General features: G+C 59.7%; 14 protein-coding genes. 6 read left to right on the forward strand and 8 right to left on the reverse strand.

Annotation, left to right across the window (positions count from 1 at the left end; all coding sequences use genetic code 11):
- The first annotated feature begins 39 nt into the window (after nucleotides 1-39).
- The gene (locus tag EGK14_RS15550) at nucleotides 40-1,809 is read left to right on the forward strand and encodes a sensor domain-containing phosphodiesterase (protein WP_125290008.1); all 1,770 of its coding nucleotides are present in this window, start codon (nucleotides 40-42) and stop codon (nucleotides 1,807-1,809) included.
- 51 nt (nucleotides 1,810-1,860) lie between these two features.
- On the opposite strand, the gene EGK14_RS15555 is transcribed toward EGK14_RS15550, so the two are convergent.
- Nucleotides 1,861-3,252 (reverse strand): NAD-dependent succinate-semialdehyde dehydrogenase, encoded by a 1,392-nt coding sequence (locus EGK14_RS15555; protein ID WP_125290009.1) that lies wholly within the window; start codon nucleotides 3,250-3,252, stop codon nucleotides 1,861-1,863.
- Between the two features lie 116 nt (nucleotides 3,253-3,368).
- Here EGK14_RS15555 and EGK14_RS15560 point away from each other — a divergent pair, with 116 nt between their 5' ends.
- The gene (locus EGK14_RS15560) at nucleotides 3,369-4,232 is read left to right on the forward strand and encodes a LysR family transcriptional regulator (protein ID WP_125290010.1); all 864 of its coding nucleotides are present in this window, start codon (nucleotides 3,369-3,371) and stop codon (nucleotides 4,230-4,232) included.
- Between the two features lie 47 nt (nucleotides 4,233-4,279).
- Entirely contained in the window at nucleotides 4,280-4,825 is a 546-nt protein-coding gene (locus EGK14_RS15565; RefSeq protein WP_125290011.1) for a sterol desaturase family protein, read from the forward strand.
- Here the strand turns inward: EGK14_RS15565 and crtB are convergent.
- The 7 genes from crtB to EGK14_RS15600 form a co-directional block, all read right to left on the reverse strand.
- The gene (crtB, locus tag EGK14_RS15570) at nucleotides 4,722-5,678 is read right to left on the reverse strand and encodes a 15-cis-phytoene synthase CrtB (RefSeq protein ID WP_125290012.1); all 957 of its coding nucleotides are present in this window, start codon (nucleotides 5,676-5,678) and stop codon (nucleotides 4,722-4,724) included. The genes EGK14_RS15565 and crtB overlap by 104 nt on opposite strands.
- Nucleotides 5,675-7,156 (reverse strand): phytoene desaturase, encoded by a 1,482-nt coding sequence (locus EGK14_RS15575; RefSeq protein WP_125290013.1) that lies wholly within the window; start codon nucleotides 7,154-7,156, stop codon nucleotides 5,675-5,677. The genes crtB and EGK14_RS15575 overlap by 4 nt, the downstream gene beginning before the upstream one ends.
- Nucleotides 7,156-8,316, reverse strand: coding sequence for a lycopene beta-cyclase CrtY (crtY, locus tag EGK14_RS15580; RefSeq protein ID WP_125290014.1), 1,161 nt, complete (start codon nucleotides 8,314-8,316; stop codon nucleotides 7,156-7,158). The genes EGK14_RS15575 and crtY overlap by 1 nt, the downstream gene beginning before the upstream one ends.
- Nucleotides 8,313-9,584: a glycosyltransferase gene (locus EGK14_RS15585; RefSeq protein WP_125290015.1), complete on the reverse strand. Its 1,272-nt coding sequence runs from the start codon at nucleotides 9,582-9,584 to the stop codon at nucleotides 8,313-8,315. The genes crtY and EGK14_RS15585 overlap by 4 nt, the downstream gene beginning before the upstream one ends.
- Nucleotides 9,581-10,624, reverse strand: a complete 1,044-nt coding sequence (gene fni, locus EGK14_RS15590; RefSeq protein ID WP_125290016.1) for a type 2 isopentenyl-diphosphate Delta-isomerase — start codon at nucleotides 10,622-10,624, stop codon at nucleotides 9,581-9,583. Before fni ends, EGK14_RS15585 begins: the two co-directional genes overlap by 4 nt.
- A gap of 21 nt (nucleotides 10,625-10,645) precedes the next feature.
- Nucleotides 10,646-11,557 (reverse strand): polyprenyl synthetase family protein, encoded by a 912-nt coding sequence (locus tag EGK14_RS15595; RefSeq protein WP_233598514.1) that lies wholly within the window; start codon nucleotides 11,555-11,557, stop codon nucleotides 10,646-10,648.
- Nucleotides 11,558-12,148: 591 nt separating this feature from the next.
- Nucleotides 12,149-12,838: a hypothetical protein gene (locus EGK14_RS15600; protein ID WP_125290018.1), complete on the reverse strand. Its 690-nt coding sequence runs from the start codon at nucleotides 12,836-12,838 to the stop codon at nucleotides 12,149-12,151.
- A gap of 490 nt (nucleotides 12,839-13,328) precedes the next feature.
- On the opposite strand from EGK14_RS15600, the gene EGK14_RS15605 reads away from it, so the two are divergent.
- Genes EGK14_RS15605 through EGK14_RS15615 form a run of 3 tightly spaced genes read left to right on the forward strand, consistent with a single transcriptional unit; the run spans nucleotide 13,329 to nucleotide 16,265 of the window.
- Complete coding sequence (locus EGK14_RS15605; protein ID WP_125290019.1) at nucleotides 13,329-14,090, forward strand: alpha/beta fold hydrolase; 762 nt, start codon at nucleotides 13,329-13,331, stop codon at nucleotides 14,088-14,090.
- 22 nt (nucleotides 14,091-14,112) lie between these two features.
- Nucleotides 14,113-14,787, forward strand: a complete 675-nt coding sequence (locus EGK14_RS15610; RefSeq protein ID WP_125290020.1) for a heavy metal response regulator transcription factor — start codon at nucleotides 14,113-14,115, stop codon at nucleotides 14,785-14,787.
- Nucleotides 14,784-16,265 carry a heavy metal sensor histidine kinase gene (locus EGK14_RS15615; protein ID WP_125290021.1) on the forward strand — a complete coding sequence of 494 codons (1,482 nt, stop codon included), beginning with the start codon at nucleotides 14,784-14,786 and terminating at the stop codon, nucleotides 16,263-16,265. The genes EGK14_RS15610 and EGK14_RS15615 overlap by 4 nt, the downstream gene beginning before the upstream one ends.
- Nucleotides 16,266-16,400 lie beyond the last annotated feature (135 nt).

Raw genomic sequence — 16,400 nt, forward strand, 5'->3', positions numbered from 1 at the left:
CGGCATACATCCATTTTGAATCGTTTCAGGAACACCAGAATGCCGACTCCTCAAGGCGAAACCCGCTACCAGCTGGCGTTAGAGATGCTGACAGCAGATGACGCGGGACGGGATGAAATTCTCAGCAAATTTACCCGGCTCACCAGCGAGCTGCTGAATATTCCCGGCAGCTTCGTGTCGATTATGAACGAGCACCAGCAATACATTAAGGCGGCGCGGAATTTCTCGCTGAAGCGAAGCTCGCTTGAAGACGCGCTCTGTCGGCACACGCTCGCCAGCGGTGAGGTCATGGTCTGCCCCGACACCCATCTGGACGAACGGTTTAAGGCGCACCCGCTGATCAAGGATTCGCCCTATATCCGTTTTTATGCGGGCGCGCCGCTGAAAATGCGCGACGGTGCTATTGTTGGCACACTGTGCGTTACGGATGTGCTGCCGCATAGTTTTACTGAGGAACAGGTAAAGCTGCTGGAGCTGCTGGCCGAGATCATGACTGCCTGGCTGGATGCCTGGTATCATACCAGCCTGCGTGACGTTGTCACTCTTTTGCCTAATCGTCAGAGCCTGCTGCGTGATTTGGAGCAGCTGGAGGATAACGGCGTCATCCAGCCTTATAGCCTGGTGCTGATTGACTGCATCGATATGGCACGCGCCTACGACATCGCCCGCGCGCTGGGGATGTATGCGCTGGAAGCTTTGTTGCAGAACATCGCTACCCTGCTGCGCACGCGCCTGCAGCTGAGAGACGATGACCGGCTTTATACCGTGTCGAAAGGCCGGTTTGCGCTGCTTTCCGCCAGTAAAACGTCCGGCTGGCCGAAACAGCTAAGCGAAAAGCTGGGTCAGGTGCGCGCGCGCATAGGCGAAGAGATTGCTATCGATCTGACTATTCACCTGGGTGAAGTCTCTTTTTCGCCTATGCTCTGCCCGCCGGTTGAAGTGCTGCGGCGCGGCGTCAGCGCGCTGCATGAGGCTATCGGCCAGGGGCTGTCCTACGCCGCTTTCGATCTGGAGAGCGATAACCGCCGCAAGCTGGATTTTCTGCTGCTGCACGATCTGGCGGAAGCGCTGCGCAGCGAAGGCGGGCTTTATCTGGTTTATCAGCCGCAGATCTCGTTGCACAGCGGCCTGCCGGTAGGCATGGAGGCGCTGCTGCGCTGGCAACATCCCCGCCTCGGCAACCTGCCGCCGTTACAGTTTCTGCCGCTGGTGGAGCAAACCAACCTGATGGCTGGCGTCACCGACTGGGTAATCGTTAGCGTGCTGGCGCAGCTCAAACTCTGGCGGGCAAAAGGCATTAACCTGCCCGTATCGGTCAACGTCAGCGTCAGCGATCTGGCCCGTGAAGGCTTTGCCGACTGGCTGGAAAGGATGCTGCTGCGGGCGGGCCTCTCCAGCGATTTGCTGAGTATTGAGTGCCTGGAAACGGAAAAGCTGCTGGAAAGTCCGGATGCGATGCGCGGCCTGAATCAGCTCAAGCTACGCGGCTTTACGCTGGCGCTGGACGATTTCGGCAGCGGCTACAGCAATATTAACTATCTGAAGCGTATTCCGATGGACGTAATCAAGCTGGATCGCTCGCTGATCGCGCCGCTTGCTGCCGACGGCGGCAGCCAGATCGTGGCGCGCCACGTGATAACCATGCTTAAAGAGCTGAACTATATCGTGCTGGCGGAAGGCGTGGAGGATGAGGAAACGCTGCTGCTGCTGCGCGGATTCGGCTGTGATGAAATTCAGGGCTACTTTTGCAGCAAACCCCTTCCGGCGGAAGGGGTTGAGCAATGGCTTAAGAGCGGGAAAACGCCTTAGATAAGCAGCCCGCGCAGACGGTCAGCACAGTATCCTGCCCAAACGATCCAATCAGGATTCTGCCCAGACGGTCTGCGCGTTGGTGAACTCCCGAATACCAAAGTGGGACAGCTCGCGACCGTAGCCGCTGTGCTTAACGCCGCCAATCGGTACGCGCGGGTCGGAGAAGCTCGGCGTATTGATAAACATGCCGCCGGTTTCCACCTTCGCGGCAAGCTTGCGGGCTTTTGCGACGTCGCGGCTCCACAGGCTGCCGCCCAGGCCGAACTCGGAGTCGTTAGCCAGCGCAATTGCGTCGTCCGCGTCCTTCGCCACAATCAGCGAAGCAACCGGGCCAAACAGCTCCTGCTTAAAGCTGGTCATGCCGGGTTTGACGTTGCTCAGCACGGTAGGCGCATAGAAGTTCGCCTGGCCCTGCATAACGTGGCCGCCCAGCAGGCACTCCGCGCCTTCGGCGATGGTAGCCTGCACCTGAGAATCCAGCTCGTCACGCAGATCGAAACGGGCCATTGGGCCGATATAGGTCGCTTCGTCGCGTGGATCGCCTACCACCAGCTCTTTTACCGCCGCCACAAATTTGTCGCGGAACTCGGCAAAAACGGCCTCTTCCACGATAATGCGCTTCGCCGCCATGCAGACCTGGCCGCCGTTCATAAAGCGACCCGCCACCGCGCCTTTCACCGCCGCATCGATATCGGCGTCGGCCAGCACGATAAAGGCATCGGAACCGCCCAGCTCCAGCACGCTTTTTTTCACCGCCGCGCCCGCCAGCGCTGCAATAGCCGCCCCTGCGCGCACGCTGCCGGTCAGGGTGACGGCCGCGATGCGTGAGTCTTTGATAATAGTAGCGACGGCATCGTTATCGGCGTTCAGGACGCTAAACAGGCCCTGCTGCACGCCCGCTTCCGCCAGCACGGATTGCAGCAGCAGCGCGCTGCCCATAATGCTCGGGGCCGGTTTCAGCAGATAGCTATTGCCCGCCATAATAATGGGCACCGCGCCGCGCAGCACCTGCCATACCGGGAAGTTCCACGGCATTACGGCCAGGATCGGGCCAATCGGCAGATAGTTAACGTGCGCTTTTTCATTTTCGACCAGGGTGGCTTCCGGTGCCAGGATTGTTGGCCCCTGCTCCGCATACCATTCGCACAGGCGCGCGCACTTTTCCACTTCGGCCAGGCTCTGGGTAATCGGCTTGCCCATTTCGTCGGTCATCATTTCCGCCAGCGCGCGGGCATGTTTACGCAGGCTGGCCGCCATGTTCAGCAACAGCTGGCTGCGTTCCGCCACCTCGCTGTGACGCCAGTGCTGAAACGCGCCGTGGGCCTGCGCCAGCGCGGTTTCCACCTCGGCGGCGGTAGCGAAAGGCGTCTGGCGAATGATGTCGCCGGTAAAAGGGTTACGGGATACGGCGCCCGCCTGAACTGCTGATGAAGTCGTCATAAGATCCTCCGTCGGCCTCTCAGGCCGGTTGGTGATAGTGACGCTATCTTAGCCTTGCGCATCCTTCCTGAAAAATGAATAATAATGAAAATATCCTGCTCAAAATGAGAATGTTTATGGATCTGACCCAGCTGGAAGTGTTCCGCGCCATCGCGGAAGAAGGCAGCGTGACGGCGGCAGCGGGTAAACTGCACCGCGTTCCTTCTAATATTTCTACCCGCCTGCGCCAGCTGGAGGACGAGCTGGGCACGACGCTGTTCAGCCGCGAAAAGCTGCGCCTGCATATTACCGACGCGGGCCGCACGCTGCTGGATTACGCCAACCGCATCCTGGCACTGACTGAGGAGGCGCGCCTTCAGGTTTCCAGCCAGCATCCTGCCGGCGTCTTTACCCTTGGCGCGATTGAGAGCACCGCCGCGGTGCGGCTGCCGCCGCTGATTGCCCGCTATCATCAGGCCTGGCCGGAGGTAGAGCTGGATCTCTCTACCGGGCCGTCCGGCGCGATGACCGACGGGCTGCTGGCGGGCGAGTTCAGCGCGGTGTTTATCGACGGGCCGCCGAAGCATCCGCAGCTGGAAGGCATCCCGGTTTTTAACGAGGAGATGGTGCTGATCTCTTCGCTGAACCATCCGCCGGTCACCTGCGCCAGGGAAATTTCAGGCGCCACTATTTACGCTTTCCGCGCCAACTGCTCCTATCGCCGTCTGTTCGAGAACTGGTTCGCCCGTGAAAACGCGTCGCCCGGCAAGATTTTCGAGATGGAGTCCTATCACGGCATTCTGGCCTGCGTCAGCGCGGGCGCCGGGCTGGCGCTGATCCCGAAAAGTATGCTGGAGAGTATGCCCGGCAGAGACAGCGTTAGCGCCTGGCCGCTGAGCGACGGCATGGGCGAGCTGGCGATCTGGCTGGTATGGCGCAAAGGCAGCGGCTCCGCCAATCTGCGGGCAATGGTGAAGATGTTAGAAGCCGTGCAGGAGTAATGGCGCTGAACTACGCTTAACCCACCTGATACCGGATGGAAAAAACTATGTTGTGGCTGTACAACACATTGATTGTGCTGGCGACTATCGTCGCGATGGAGATTATCGCGGCGCTGGCGCACAAATATATTATGCATGGCTGGGGCTGGGGCTGGCACCTTTCCCACCACGAGCCGCGCAAGGGCTGGTTTGAAGTAAACGATCTGTACGCCGTGGTGTTCGCCGTGCTCTCTATCGTGCTGATCTATCTGGGCAGCATCGGCTACTGGCCGCTGCAATGGATCGGTGCAGGCATGACCGCCTATGGCCTGCTCTATTTTATGGTGCACGACGGTCTGGTGCACCAGCGCTGGCCTTTCCGCTACGTGCCCCGCCGTGGCTATCTGAAACGCCTGTATATGGCGCATCGTCTGCATCACGCGGTGCGCGGCCGGGAAGGCTGCGTCTCTTTCGGTTTTCTCTATGCGCCGCCGGTAGATAAACTTCAGGCTACGCTGCGCCAGCGGCACGGTCGCCGCCGCCGCCGGGACGCTGCCACAGGGCCGCAGAACGAGGCGGCGCAGCCTGCTTCCCGCGAGAAGCCAGCGCCCTGATGGCCCCGCCCGCCAGCAGGCCCAGCTTTTCCGCCTTGCTGGTGCCCTGGCGGCGATCCCAGGCTTTGCTGCCGGCGCGATCGACCTTCACGCCGATTTCCCGATAGACGCCGCGCGCGGTAGCAATAGCCCAGGCGGAGCGCAGCGGCAAACCTGCCAGGCCCGCCTCTGCTGACGTATAATAAGGTTCAGCCGCCGCCACCAGCCGCTGCGCGACTTTCGCCAGCCGGTCCCGACTGGCCGGCTGCGCATAGTTCTCCAGCGTCAGTCCTTCTTCAGCCAGCCAGTTAACTGGCAGATAGCAGCGGCCGTTTCCGGCGTCCTCAACGATATCGCGGGCGATATTGGTCAGCTGAAAAGCCAGCCCCAGATCGCAGGCCCGATCCAGCACCGCTTCATCGCGCACGCCCATCACTCGCGCCATCATCAGGCCGACTACGCCCGCTACGTGATAGCAGTAGCGCAGCGTATCGTTCAGCGTGTGGTAAAGATCGCCCCGCACGTCCATGGCGTAGCCTTCCAGATGATCGAACGCCTGCTGCTGCGGAATGGCATGGGCCAGCGCCACCTCCTGAAACGCGGCGAAAGCGGGATCGCTCATCGGCTCGCCCGCGCAGGCGCGCAGCGTTAACGCCTTCAGCGTTTCCAGCCTTTGCAGCGGCGTGCTTTGCGCGGCGGTGGCCTGAAAGCCCAGCTGCTGATCGTCGATCACGTCGTCGCAGTGCCGGCACCACGCGTAAAGCATCAGCGCGCTGCGCCGGGTGGCCGGATCGAACAATTTGGCGGCGGTGTCGAAGCTTTTCGATCCCGCCGCCATAGTTTCCGTGGCATGGCTGAGCAGCGCCTCATTCATCGTGCCCTGTCCTCCAGCATCAGGCTGGCGGTCACTTTCGCAGAAGCGATCACGCCGGGAATGCCCGCGCCGGGATGGGTGCCCGCGCCGACCACATAGAGATTATCAATTTTGCTGTCGCGATTGTGCGGCCGGAACCAGGCGCTCTGCGTCAGCAGCGGCTCTACGGAGAAGGCGGAGCCCAGATGCGCGTCCAGCTGGTCACGGAAATCAAACGGCGTGAAGATGCGCTGCGTCACCAGCTGCTCGCGCAGGCCCGGCATATAGTGCTCCTCCAGATAGGCGAAGATACGATCGCGCAGGCGCGGCCCTTCCACGTCCCAGTCCAGGTTCGCCGTTCCTAAATTAGGCACCGGCGCCAGCACATAGAAGCTGCCGCAGCCCGGCGGCGCCAGCGAAGGATCGGTGACGCACGGCGAGTGCAGGTAAAGAGAGAAATCATCCGCCAGCCTGTCGTGATGGAAAATCTCCTCAATCAGCTCTTTGTAGCGCGGCCCGAAGCAGACCGTATGGTGCGCCAGCTGGCTGTGCGGATTGTTCAGGCCAAAATAGATCACGAATAGCGAGTTGCTCATGCTTTTTTTCTTCAGCGCGGCGGCCTGCGCAGCGCCGTGAGGATGATGACCAAGCAGTTTGGCGTAGGTTTGCACCACATCGGCATTGGAAGCCACGGCCGCCACTTCAATCCTTCGACCGTCGGCCGTGATCGCCGCCGTAATATGGTCGCCTTCCGTTTCCAGCTTTTTAACCGGCGTGTTCAGTTCGAGTTGCCCCCCCAGCTCGCAAAAAAGCCGGGTCAGGCCCTGGATCATCGCGCCGGTGCCGCCGCGTGCAAACCAGACGCCCCACTCGCGCTCCAGCGCGTGGATCAGCGTATAAATGGACGAGGCCGCAAAAGGATTGCCGCCCACCAGCAGCGAGTGAAAAGAGAACGCCTGGCGCAGATGTTCGTTTTTGATAAACTTCGATACCATGCTGTAAACGCTGCGCCACGCCTGTAGGCGGATTAGCTGCGGCGAGACTTTAACCATGTCGCCGACCGAGAGAAAAGGCACGCTGCCGAGCTTAAGATAGCCTTCTTTAAAGACCTCGCGCGAGTAGGCATGAAAGCGGCGATAGCCCTCCACGTCGTCCGGATTGAAGCGCGCGATCGCCTCTTCCAGCTGCTGCTGATCGTTGTCGTAATCCATCACCTCGCCCGACTCCCAGCAGAGGCGGTAAAAAGGCTTAACCGGCAGCATATCGATAAAGTCCGCGGTGCGCCGTCCGGCCAGCGTAAACAGCTCTTCAATCGCCGAAGGATCGGTGATCACCGTTGGCCCTGCGTCAAAGGTAAAACCTTGATCCTCGTAAACATAAGCGCGGCCGCCGGGCTTATCACGCGCCTCCAGCAGCAGCACGGGCACCCCCGCCGCCTGTAAACGGATAGCCAAAGCCAGGCCGCCAATACCGGCGCCAATTACTAGTGTTTTTTTCATCAGAAAGCTCGCAGCCGGGGAGATTTTTTTAACACGGCCAGCAACGCCTCGCCGACCGGTACCGGGGGCTTGCCTGTAAGGATCCGTGCCATATCTGAGGGGGTAAGCCGACCGGCATAAAACCTGGCGATCAGCCCATCGTTTAACTGATAGAAGCGCTGCATAACCTGCCAGCGCTGCTCCGGCCGTCCGGCCAGGAACAGCATCCGGTTGAGGATGCGAAAGAACCGCTGACGCCGCCACTGCCGGGCCATAAACTGCCCTATTAGCGGGTGCAGCCGCTCGTGCGTTGGCCTGCCGTTGTCGGCAATCAGATCGGCCAGCGTCGCCGCCAGCGGTAGCGAGTAGCCGGTAGTGGCATGAAAGAGACCCGCGCGCAGGCCGCTGCAAAGCTGTACCCGTTGCTGGCGAAAAGCCCGTGGCTGTCCCTGGAGCGTGATCGGCAGAACGCCCTGCTCTTCGCGCTTTAAGTGCTGCAGCGTCCAGCCCTGCGCCTGCGCATAGTCGGCGATCCGCTGCCGCGCCTCGTTGGCGTCCAGCGCCGTACTGTCCTGATAGTGCGTGTCCTCGATCAGCAGCGTGTCTGCCGACAGCGGCAGCGTGTAGACGAAACGGTAGCTCTGCTGCTGATCCACGGTGGCATCCATCAGCACAGGCCTCGTCAGCCCGTGCGGCGCCGCCAGCAGCCACTCCTGTCCCAGAAAGGCCTGAAGCCCTACCGTCAGCCAGGGGCTGGGCTGATAGCCGCGCCCGTCAATCACCGCGGCGGCGTGCAGCGTGCTGCCGTCGGCCAGCGTGACGCCGTGCGGCGTGATGTCACTTACCTCACACGACGTTAAGAGATTTTCGCCCAGCGCCGTTTCCAGCGCCTGAGCAAAGCTTTCCGCCGTCACGCTAAGGTAGCCGCCCGGCAGCGTGCGCGTGTAGCGAGGAAAACGCACCTCGTAGCCCTGCCAGCAATGCGCCACCAGCGGACGCAGCCATTTGTGCTGCGCGGGCGTTAAGTCATCCTCATGAAAAGACCAGGTGTGATTGCCGCCCGCGCGCTCGCCCGCCTCCAGCATCAGCACCTTCAGCTCTGGCTGCCGCTGGCGTAGCCGCCAGGCTATCAGCCCGTTGGCCAGCCCGCCGCCCACCAGAATTACATCCCATTTTGTCATCCTGTCGCCTTAATCCTTTCTGAACGCGAACCCAGCGCCTGTTCTACGATATCCGCCGCCTTTTGCGCGCCGCCTGCCTGACGTAGCTGACGCTGCGCCTCCTGCATATTGCGGTGACAGCCTTTGTCCTGCAGCAGCGCGGTCAGCTGTTTCGCCATCGTTTTGCTGCTGGCGAAGCGGGAAACGCGACGGCCCAGGCCATTCCAGACCACGCGCGACGCGACGCCGGGCTGATCGAAAGCGATGGGCACCGCCAGGATCGGCGTCGAGCTGCTGATCGCATCCGCCACGGTATTCAGGCCGCCATGAGTGATCACCGCCTGCGCCTGCTGCAACACGCTCAGCTGATCGGCAAAATCCGTTACCCAGTAGGCGCCGCAGGCTTCCAGCTCCGCCTCCTGGTTGGGCGTCAGGCCGCCGCAGTGGGCGATCAACAGCTGGACATGCAGGCGACGGCAGGCGCGAGCGATGGTCTTAAACAGGCGGAAGCGGTGCCCCTGTAACGTACCCAGCGAGGCGAAAACAAAGGGGCGCGAAGAGAGCAACGGCCAGAAGCGCCGCTCCGTGGCGGTCGGACGCAGCGGCCCAACCTGGTAAAAATGCGCCGGCAGCGCGTGGCGCGGAAAATCCAGCGCGGGCACGGTCTGGCTGATTTGCGCCAGCGGCGACAGACATTCATGCAGCCCCGTACGCGGTGCCAGACCAAAGCGCTCGGCGTGGCGCGCAATCACACGGCCGTGGCTGCGCATCATCCAGTCATAGATGCGCTGGCTGGTGCGAAACAGCTTTTGCGCCCGCTGGTCGGTGCCGTAGCCAAACGACATTACCGGCAGCGGAATGCCCGGTTCACGGTTGACCGGCAGCGCGCAGGCCACGGAAACAAAAGGCAGCGCCATGCCTTCCGCCACCAGTCCCCCGGCCGCCTCCATCTGATCGACGATCAGCCCGTCCACCCGCAGCTGCTTTAACACGCGCGGTAACTCGCGGCACAGCATATCCGTGGCGCGGGACATATCTTTAATCAACGCGAACAGCGACATCCCGGCAGGCGAAGCGGCCAGTCTGAGCGTGCGGGCCAGGCTGCCGGGCGGATGGGAATCCTCACCGACGGGCTGAAAAGCGATGCGCGGATCGCTGAGCAGCGCGCCCGCCTCCGCCTGATGAATAAACGTAACCTGATGACCCCGGTCAATCAGCGCCTGCGCCAGCGCCTGTAAAGCCTGCCAGTGGCTGTACAGCGGCGGCGCAACCACGGCGTAATGACTCATGCTTCGCTCCTGTTGCGGGAAAGCTTTGCCTGGCGCAGTTCGCTCAGGTTGGCGCTGCCGGTACAGAAGCAGGCGATCCTGAGCTGGGCGATAACGGTCTGGAAGTGCGTGACGGTCGCCTCATAAGAGGCATTGGCGCTGGCGAGTACCGCTGCCGCCTGCCCCACCAGATCGGCGCCCAGCGCCAGCGCTTTTGCGACGTCGATACCGTTGGCGATACCGCCGGAGGCGATCAGCGGCAGGGTCGGCAGCGCGGCGTGAACGCTGCACAGCGCGTCGGCCGTTGGAATGCCCCAGTCGGCAAACGCCATCGCCATGGCGCGCATTTCAGGGCGCGACGCTCTTTCCGCCTCTACCGCTGCCCAGCTGGTGCCGCCAGCGCCCGCGACGTCAATCATCGCGACGCCCGCCTCGCTCAGACGGCGCGCCACCGCGGGTGAAATACCTGCACCGACCTCTTTCACCACGACCGGCACCTCAAGCTGCTTTACCAGCAGCGCGATGGCGTCCAGCACGCCGCGCCAGTCGCGGTCGCCGCCTTCCTGTAGGGCTTCCTGCAAGGGGTTAAGATGCACGATCAGCGCATCCGCCTGGATCATATCCACCGCGCGACGGGCATAGTCCAGCCCGCGCTGGCCGTGGATCTGCGCCGCACCAAGATTAGCCAATAGCGGAACATCCGGCGCTATCGCACGTAGTTCGCTGGTCAGGCCAAAGCTGACGTCGCTTTCCAGCGCCACGCGCTGCGAGCCGACGCCCATCGCCAGCCCCAGCGTCTGCGCGGTACGAGCCAGATTAAGGTTGATGTCGCGGGCGCGGGCGGCGCCGCCGGTCATTGAGCTGATCAGCAGCGGCGCACGCAGCTGACGGCCAAACAGCGTAGTGCTGAGATCGATACTGTCCAGATCCAGCTCGGGCAGCGCGCAGTGCTCAAAGTGCCAGTGTTCAAATCCGGTGCGGCTTTTACGCGCGTCGGCAGCCGGATTGAGTACGATATCAAGATGATCGTTCTTACGCTGTATAAGGTTCGCGTCCTTCATTCACGCTCCGTTTGTGAATATTTAGCTAAAGGTCGCCAGCTGCTGGCTGAACCAGCTATGCATAAAACGCCGCGTCGCCAGGCCGTGCTGGCAGACGGAGAGATGCCGATCGGCGCTGTGCAAATGCTCGTGTAGGCGTGAGCGTACCGCCTCGGCACCCAGTAGCGCCACCAGCGTCGATTTCCCGGCGTCCTTATTAATATCTTTCCCCGTGCCGCTACAGCCGTCCGCCAGATCGTCTAGCAGCTGAAACGCCTGACCCAGATCGCGCGCGAAACAGCCCAGCTTCTGGCGCACGGCTGGCGTTGCATCTGCCGCCAGCGCCGCGATTTGTAGCGTGGCGCTGAATAACATGCTGGTCTTCAGATCGTTGGTATCGGCTATCGCTTCTTCGCTGCGCGCCGTCGCACCTTCGTTAAGATCGCGGAACTGTCCCTGCACCAGCCCTTGCAGGCCCACGGCGGCGGAAAGCTCCGCTACGGCCTGGGTACGGCAGGCATCCGTCAGCCCTTCGGCACCGGCCACCACGCCAAAAGCGTTGCTGAGCAGCGCAACCGCCGCGAGGATCGCCACGTCCTGGCCGAACTGGCGATGGATAGTGGGCCGTCCGCGCCGTAACGCCGCGTTATCCATGCAGGGGATATCGTCCAGCATCAGCGAAGCGGCATGCACCATCTCCACCGCGCAGGCGAGATCGAGCAGCCCCGGATGATTTTTGTCGCAGCCCAGGTCATATGCCGCCAGCAGCAGCAGCAGAGGACGGATACGCTTGCCCGGCGCCAGCGCGCCTTCACGCATCGCCGCGCCAACCCGGTCGCGTTCGCCACCCGCGGGCAGGAGCTGGTCAAGACGCTGATGCAGCGCGTCACGCAGCGCCCGCAGCTCGCTTTCCTGACTCAGTGGTTCTTTCGCGTTGGTTATAGTTGCCGTCACTGGTTTTCCCGTCATAACGAGTGAATTGATAGACCATGGTGGCCCGCTCGCCCTTTTTTCGTCGTCGGGGCGACGACGGTTATGCTCATAAGAGCTAACGCTATTTCCGTTAAGCCTGGATGATGCTTAGCGAAAAAACAAAAACATTACATTAATACCTTTAAGAACAACGAATTATACAAAAAAGCTCGTGACTTTTAGTTTTTATGCCCCCTAAATAACTCAACAGACGGCCTCTTTATCGCCCGTTGACATAAAAAAACCCGCCTGGCGGGCTTTTTTAGTGTAGTTCAATTAACAGGATAGCGAAGGCTATTGTTCTTTATGGGTAAAAATTGGAACCCCGTGCTCAGGGCTGGCGGAAAATCCATCGGCACGGAGCTTGTTATATGTGCTGTACGTAAAGGTTTAGCGGCGGCCGAGCCGTAAAGTGCTGTTGAGTGCGTAGCGGTATGGATCCCAGGCTTGAACCTGCGGGCTATAATGGGATGAACCGCCGGTTAATTCTGGCGGCCGTTTTATTGGCTGTATAAGCCTCTTTAGTGGTCATCACCACCTGATTAAAGCGCGCATGTCATCGTCAGCTTTATATCAATCCCAGGCGCAAGCTTCACACATATGATCCACATCCAGTCCCAGCTGCGTAAGAAATGCCCCCATGATGACTATTTCTGCCACAAATGCTAACCCATCGCTTAAGAAAAGCGCGGCCAGCTGCGCTGAAATAACAGTGCCCATAATGACCCAGTTATACCAGGCGAAATTTGTTTCAAGCGCGCCGAGAAATTGTCGAATACCCGTCAATTTCCAGATAGCGCTGAGCAGGTTGAAAACCGCCTGACCTGTCGCGCGCGCGCCCTGCGCATTACGGAACGCCTGAAGTAACAGCTGCAAGCCATTTAGCTGCGCTGCATTCAACTGACTGGCAATCTGTGCCGCCGCCCGTTGAGCCGGTGCTCCCGCTATGCCGCAATACTGTAGCCCAACAGACAGGACGTCACAGATGACGGTAATTTCCCACATAGTGCATTCACTAACGCCCGTCTTATTTGGTGCAGAGTCAAGTTCCACCTCTGCGGCGGCGGCGGGTTCTGCTGATTCAATGTCATAGCGGCCATTTACCAGATCGTACATGTCATGCACCGCTTTATCCCTGTCAAAAGTCTGCCCTGGGGGAGGCGGATTATCTGCAAGAAGTTGATCGAGATGGGGTAATACGGTTGCCCTGAAAGTATCAAAGTCCTGATTTTTCAATTGATCGGATGCGGTTGGCTCAGTCATGGCTGGCTATCCTCTAACAAGATGTAAGTAATTGATAAGTATTGAATAATTAATTGTTATACGGAAAATATTTCAATGAAAATTAATCAGACGGATATACTTTAAAAGGAATCATTAATAATTCTATAGGATGGTCGTTGGTGTGCAAGTCAAGGGGCTGCTTTGAGTGATAGTCGCCCTCACCTGGCCAAGGGTCGCATGGAGGCAGACAAAGAAACCTCGTTATGTCTTTATCCGCAGGCTAACGGGAGCCGCACCGCAAATGCGGCTTCCCGCGAGGCTATATAAGCGCAACGGCTTTCGGCGACATACGCCTGTCAGAAGTCACCACTATTTCAGCCTTGCGCGAATCTGCCTCCGCCGTTAATCAGTACCAGATCACCTACATCCCCTTCCCTCCGGCGTCATTTTTTTGTCATCACTCCCTCACCCTGATGTCAGCGCCGGTTTCCTATCCTGTAGACGAACTTTCCTAATCAGGAGCACGACCATGAAACTGAAAAAAGTTGTTCTTGCAGTGAGTATGCTGGTGGCAATCGCAGGCGGCACGGCGCAGGCTCAGGCGCAGCCGGTCAAGAATATTGTGCTGGTTCACGGCGCTTTCGTCGGCGGCGCGGGCTGGCGCGCGGTGTACGATCGGCTGACGCATGATGGTTATAACGTGACGCTGGTGCAGGAACCGCTGACCAGCTTTGCGCAAGACGTGGCCGCGACGCGTCGCGTTCTCGATCGGCAAAACGGCCCGGTGATTTTAGTGGGCCACAGCTACGGCGGCGCGATTATCAGTGAAGTGGGCAACGACAATAAAGTGGCTGGTCTTGTGTATATTGCCGCGCACGTGCCGGAAAATGGCGAAACCGAAGCCGATAACGGCAAAAAAATCCCCAATAGCGCGCATCCGTTTGTAAAATCGAGCGATGGCTATCTCTCTATTGCCCCGGAATATTATCATGGCGATTTCGCTGCCGACCTGCCTGCCGCCCAGGCCGATTTCGAAGCCCATGCGCAGATGCCGACCAACGCGGCAGTGTTCACCGCCAACATTCCCCATCCGGCATGGAAAACGCGACCCAGCTGGTACATGGTGGCGAAAGCTGACAAAATTATCAGCCCCGATCTGGAACGTCTGTACGCCAAACGCGCACACAGCCATACGGTGGAAATTGCCGGTGCCAGCCACTCGATGTATCAGTCGCATCCTGATGAGGTTGCGCGGTTGATCGAGCAAGCCGCGCAGCACGCACTGCCTTAACAGGGTTCACAGGGAGAAGCGCATGAAAATTTTAGTGATTGAAGATGAAGTCAAGGCACGCGAATACATGCGCAAAGGATTGACGGAAGCGGGGTTTATCGTCGACGTGGCGGAAAACGGCCAGGACGGCCTGTTTTACGCGCAGGAGCATCATTACGATTTGATTTTACTCGACGTAATGATGCCCTGTATGGATGGCTGGCAGGTGATGACGGCGCTCGATAAACAGATCCACACGCCGGTGATCTTCCTGACGGCCAAAGGCACGCTGGAAGACCGTATTAAAGGACTGGAGCTGGGCGCGGATGATTATCTGGTCAAGCCCTTTTCGTTCGCCGAGCTGCTGGCGCGCGTCCGCACGCAGCTGCGACGCGGCAGCCTGCAAAAGCTGCCGGATGTGCTGACGCTGGCCGATTTGCAGCTCGATATTGTTAAACGCCGCGTCGAGCGCGACGGTCAGCGAATCGACCTGACCAACAAAGAGTTCAACCTGCTGCATCTGTTTCTGCTGCATCCTGGCGAAGTGCTGACCCGCACCCTGATTGCTTCCCGCGTGTGGGATATGAATTTTGACAGCGACACCAACGTGGTGGATGTGGCGGTAAAACGCCTCCGGCAGAAAATTGATGGCCCCTTTGCCCAACCGTTGATCCATACCGTGCACGGCGTGGGCTATCGCTGCGAAGCAGAACCGTGAAAAAATACTCTCTCGCGGCGCGTCTGTCGCTTATGTTAAGCGCCACGGTGATGGCGATTTTTGCACTCATTGGCCTTGCGCTTTATCACTCGCTGGCCATACAACTTGGGCTACGCGACGATGGCGCATTGCTGACGCGTATCGATCAGATCCGCACGCTGTTACGCGATGAAGATGCCATTACGCTTATCCAGCAGAAACCGCGTTTGTTTGCCAATATGCTGGGTAACACCGAGTCTTTACTGGTGCTGCGTTTTCCCGGTCAGCCACCGCTGATTGCGGTCAATCCCGGCCGGCGCCCTCTTCCCGTTATTACGCCTGTCGCCGCTGACCAGCCGCTGACGCTGTCGTCCGTTCATCACTTTGCCAGCGACGACGGCACGCCTTTTATCGCGGCGGCGGCACTCACGCCCACGCGCGACGGCAGCGGACAGATTGAGATCGTCACCGGTCGCCTGATGAGCAATCGTACGCAAACGCTGCACGGCTACCGTAATCAAATTATCCTGGCGACATCGTTGGCTGCCTTACTGGTGGCAGCCATAAGCGTCTGGCTGGTGCGGCGCGGTTTATCCCCACTCCGCCGCCTGACAACCGAGGCGAACGCGATCGATGTGCGTCATTTGTCACGCCGTATGCCCGATCAGGCTCAGGCTGAACTGCAGCCGCTTATCGCTGCTTTTAACCAAATGCTCGGTCGCCTTGAAGGCGGCTACCAACAGCTGAGCCAGGTTGCTGCGGATATGGCGCACGAGCTGCGCACGCCGATCGGTACGCTGATCGGTACGCTGATCGGCCAGACCGAAGTGGCGCTGAGCCAGACGCGCAGCCTTAGCGATTATCAGGCGTTATTAGGCTCCAATTATGAAGAGCTGGAGCGTCTCGCCAGGATGATCGACAACATGCTGTTTCTTGCCAGGGCGGAAGACGCCAGCCAGTCGATAGCTATTCAGCGCATCGATCTGGCGCAGCCTGGTGAGAAATTGCAGAGCTATTTTGACAATATGGCGGAAGAAAAGGCGATGCGGCTTGAGATAAGGCTGGATGGCGAACTGTCTGCCGACCCGCTGCTGGTGCAACGCGCGCTGGCGAATCTGATAGCGAATGCGCTGAGCTATGGCGAGCGTAACACCACAATCCACGTCTATAGCAAGGCGCAGCCGCACGCCATCGAACTGGTAGTGGAAAACAATGGCCCGGTGCTGAGCGCCGAGTACCAGTCGCGCATTTTTGACCGTTTCTGGCGCGCTGACACCTCACGTCATCAGGGCAGCAGCGGGCTGGGATTGTCTATCGTGCGCAGCATTATGCGATTACATCAGGGAAGCTGTGAGGTAAACAGCGAGCACGGCGTCAATCGGTTTACGCTGCGCTTTCCCGCTAACGCTGCGAATGCCGTCGTCGACGTTTCTCCCGGCCATAGTGGTAAGAACAGCGAACGGGCAAAAAGCCCGGCTTCAGCTGCATCAGGATCCTGAACGGTGGCGCGTACGTCATGCACAGGCTGAGATAAGCCAAATTCGCCATCGGGTTTCGGGCATTACCCGATGTCAGTTGCAGACCCTGAAGAGCGCTGTTTCCCGGAAAGCGCCGTTCTGAAAGCTGGCCTCCGT

The organism is Erwinia sp. 198, from assembly GCF_003937915.1.
In the GTDB taxonomy this organism is placed as follows: domain Bacteria; phylum Pseudomonadota; class Gammaproteobacteria; order Enterobacterales; family Enterobacteriaceae; genus Erwinia; species Erwinia aeris.

What these genes read in the sequence shown, in the direction of transcription:
- crtB (WP_125290012.1), bottom strand. Translation starts at nt 5,678, where the DNA reads ATGAATGAGGCGCTGCTCAGCCATGCCACGGAAACTATGGCGGCGGGA.
- EGK14_RS15600 (WP_125290018.1), bottom strand. Translation starts at nt 12,838, where the DNA reads ATGACTGAGCCAACCGCATCCGATCAATTGAAAAATCAGGACTTTGAT.
- crtY (WP_125290014.1), bottom strand. Translation starts at nt 8,316, where the DNA reads ATGACAAAATGGGATGTAATTCTGGTGGGCGGCGGGCTGGCCAACGGG.
- EGK14_RS15555 (WP_125290009.1), bottom strand. Translation starts at nt 3,252, where the DNA reads ATGACGACTTCATCAGCAGTTCAGGCGGGCGCCGTATCCCGTAACCCT.
- EGK14_RS15605 (WP_125290019.1), top strand. Translation starts at nt 13,329, where the DNA reads ATGAAACTGAAAAAAGTTGTTCTTGCAGTGAGTATGCTGGTGGCAATC.
- EGK14_RS15610 (WP_125290020.1), top strand. Translation starts at nt 14,113, where the DNA reads ATGAAAATTTTAGTGATTGAAGATGAAGTCAAGGCACGCGAATACATG.
- EGK14_RS15575 (WP_125290013.1), bottom strand. Translation starts at nt 7,156, where the DNA reads ATGAAAAAAACACTAGTAATTGGCGCCGGTATTGGCGGCCTGGCTTTG.
- EGK14_RS15550 (WP_125290008.1), top strand. Translation starts at nt 40, where the DNA reads ATGCCGACTCCTCAAGGCGAAACCCGCTACCAGCTGGCGTTAGAGATG.
- EGK14_RS15560 (WP_125290010.1), top strand. Translation starts at nt 3,369, where the DNA reads ATGGATCTGACCCAGCTGGAAGTGTTCCGCGCCATCGCGGAAGAAGGC.
- EGK14_RS15565 (WP_125290011.1), top strand. Translation starts at nt 4,280, where the DNA reads ATGTTGTGGCTGTACAACACATTGATTGTGCTGGCGACTATCGTCGCG.
- EGK14_RS15585 (WP_125290015.1), bottom strand. Translation starts at nt 9,584, where the DNA reads ATGAGTCATTACGCCGTGGTTGCGCCGCCGCTGTACAGCCACTGGCAG.
- fni (WP_125290016.1), bottom strand. Translation starts at nt 10,624, where the DNA reads ATGAAGGACGCGAACCTTATACAGCGTAAGAACGATCATCTTGATATC.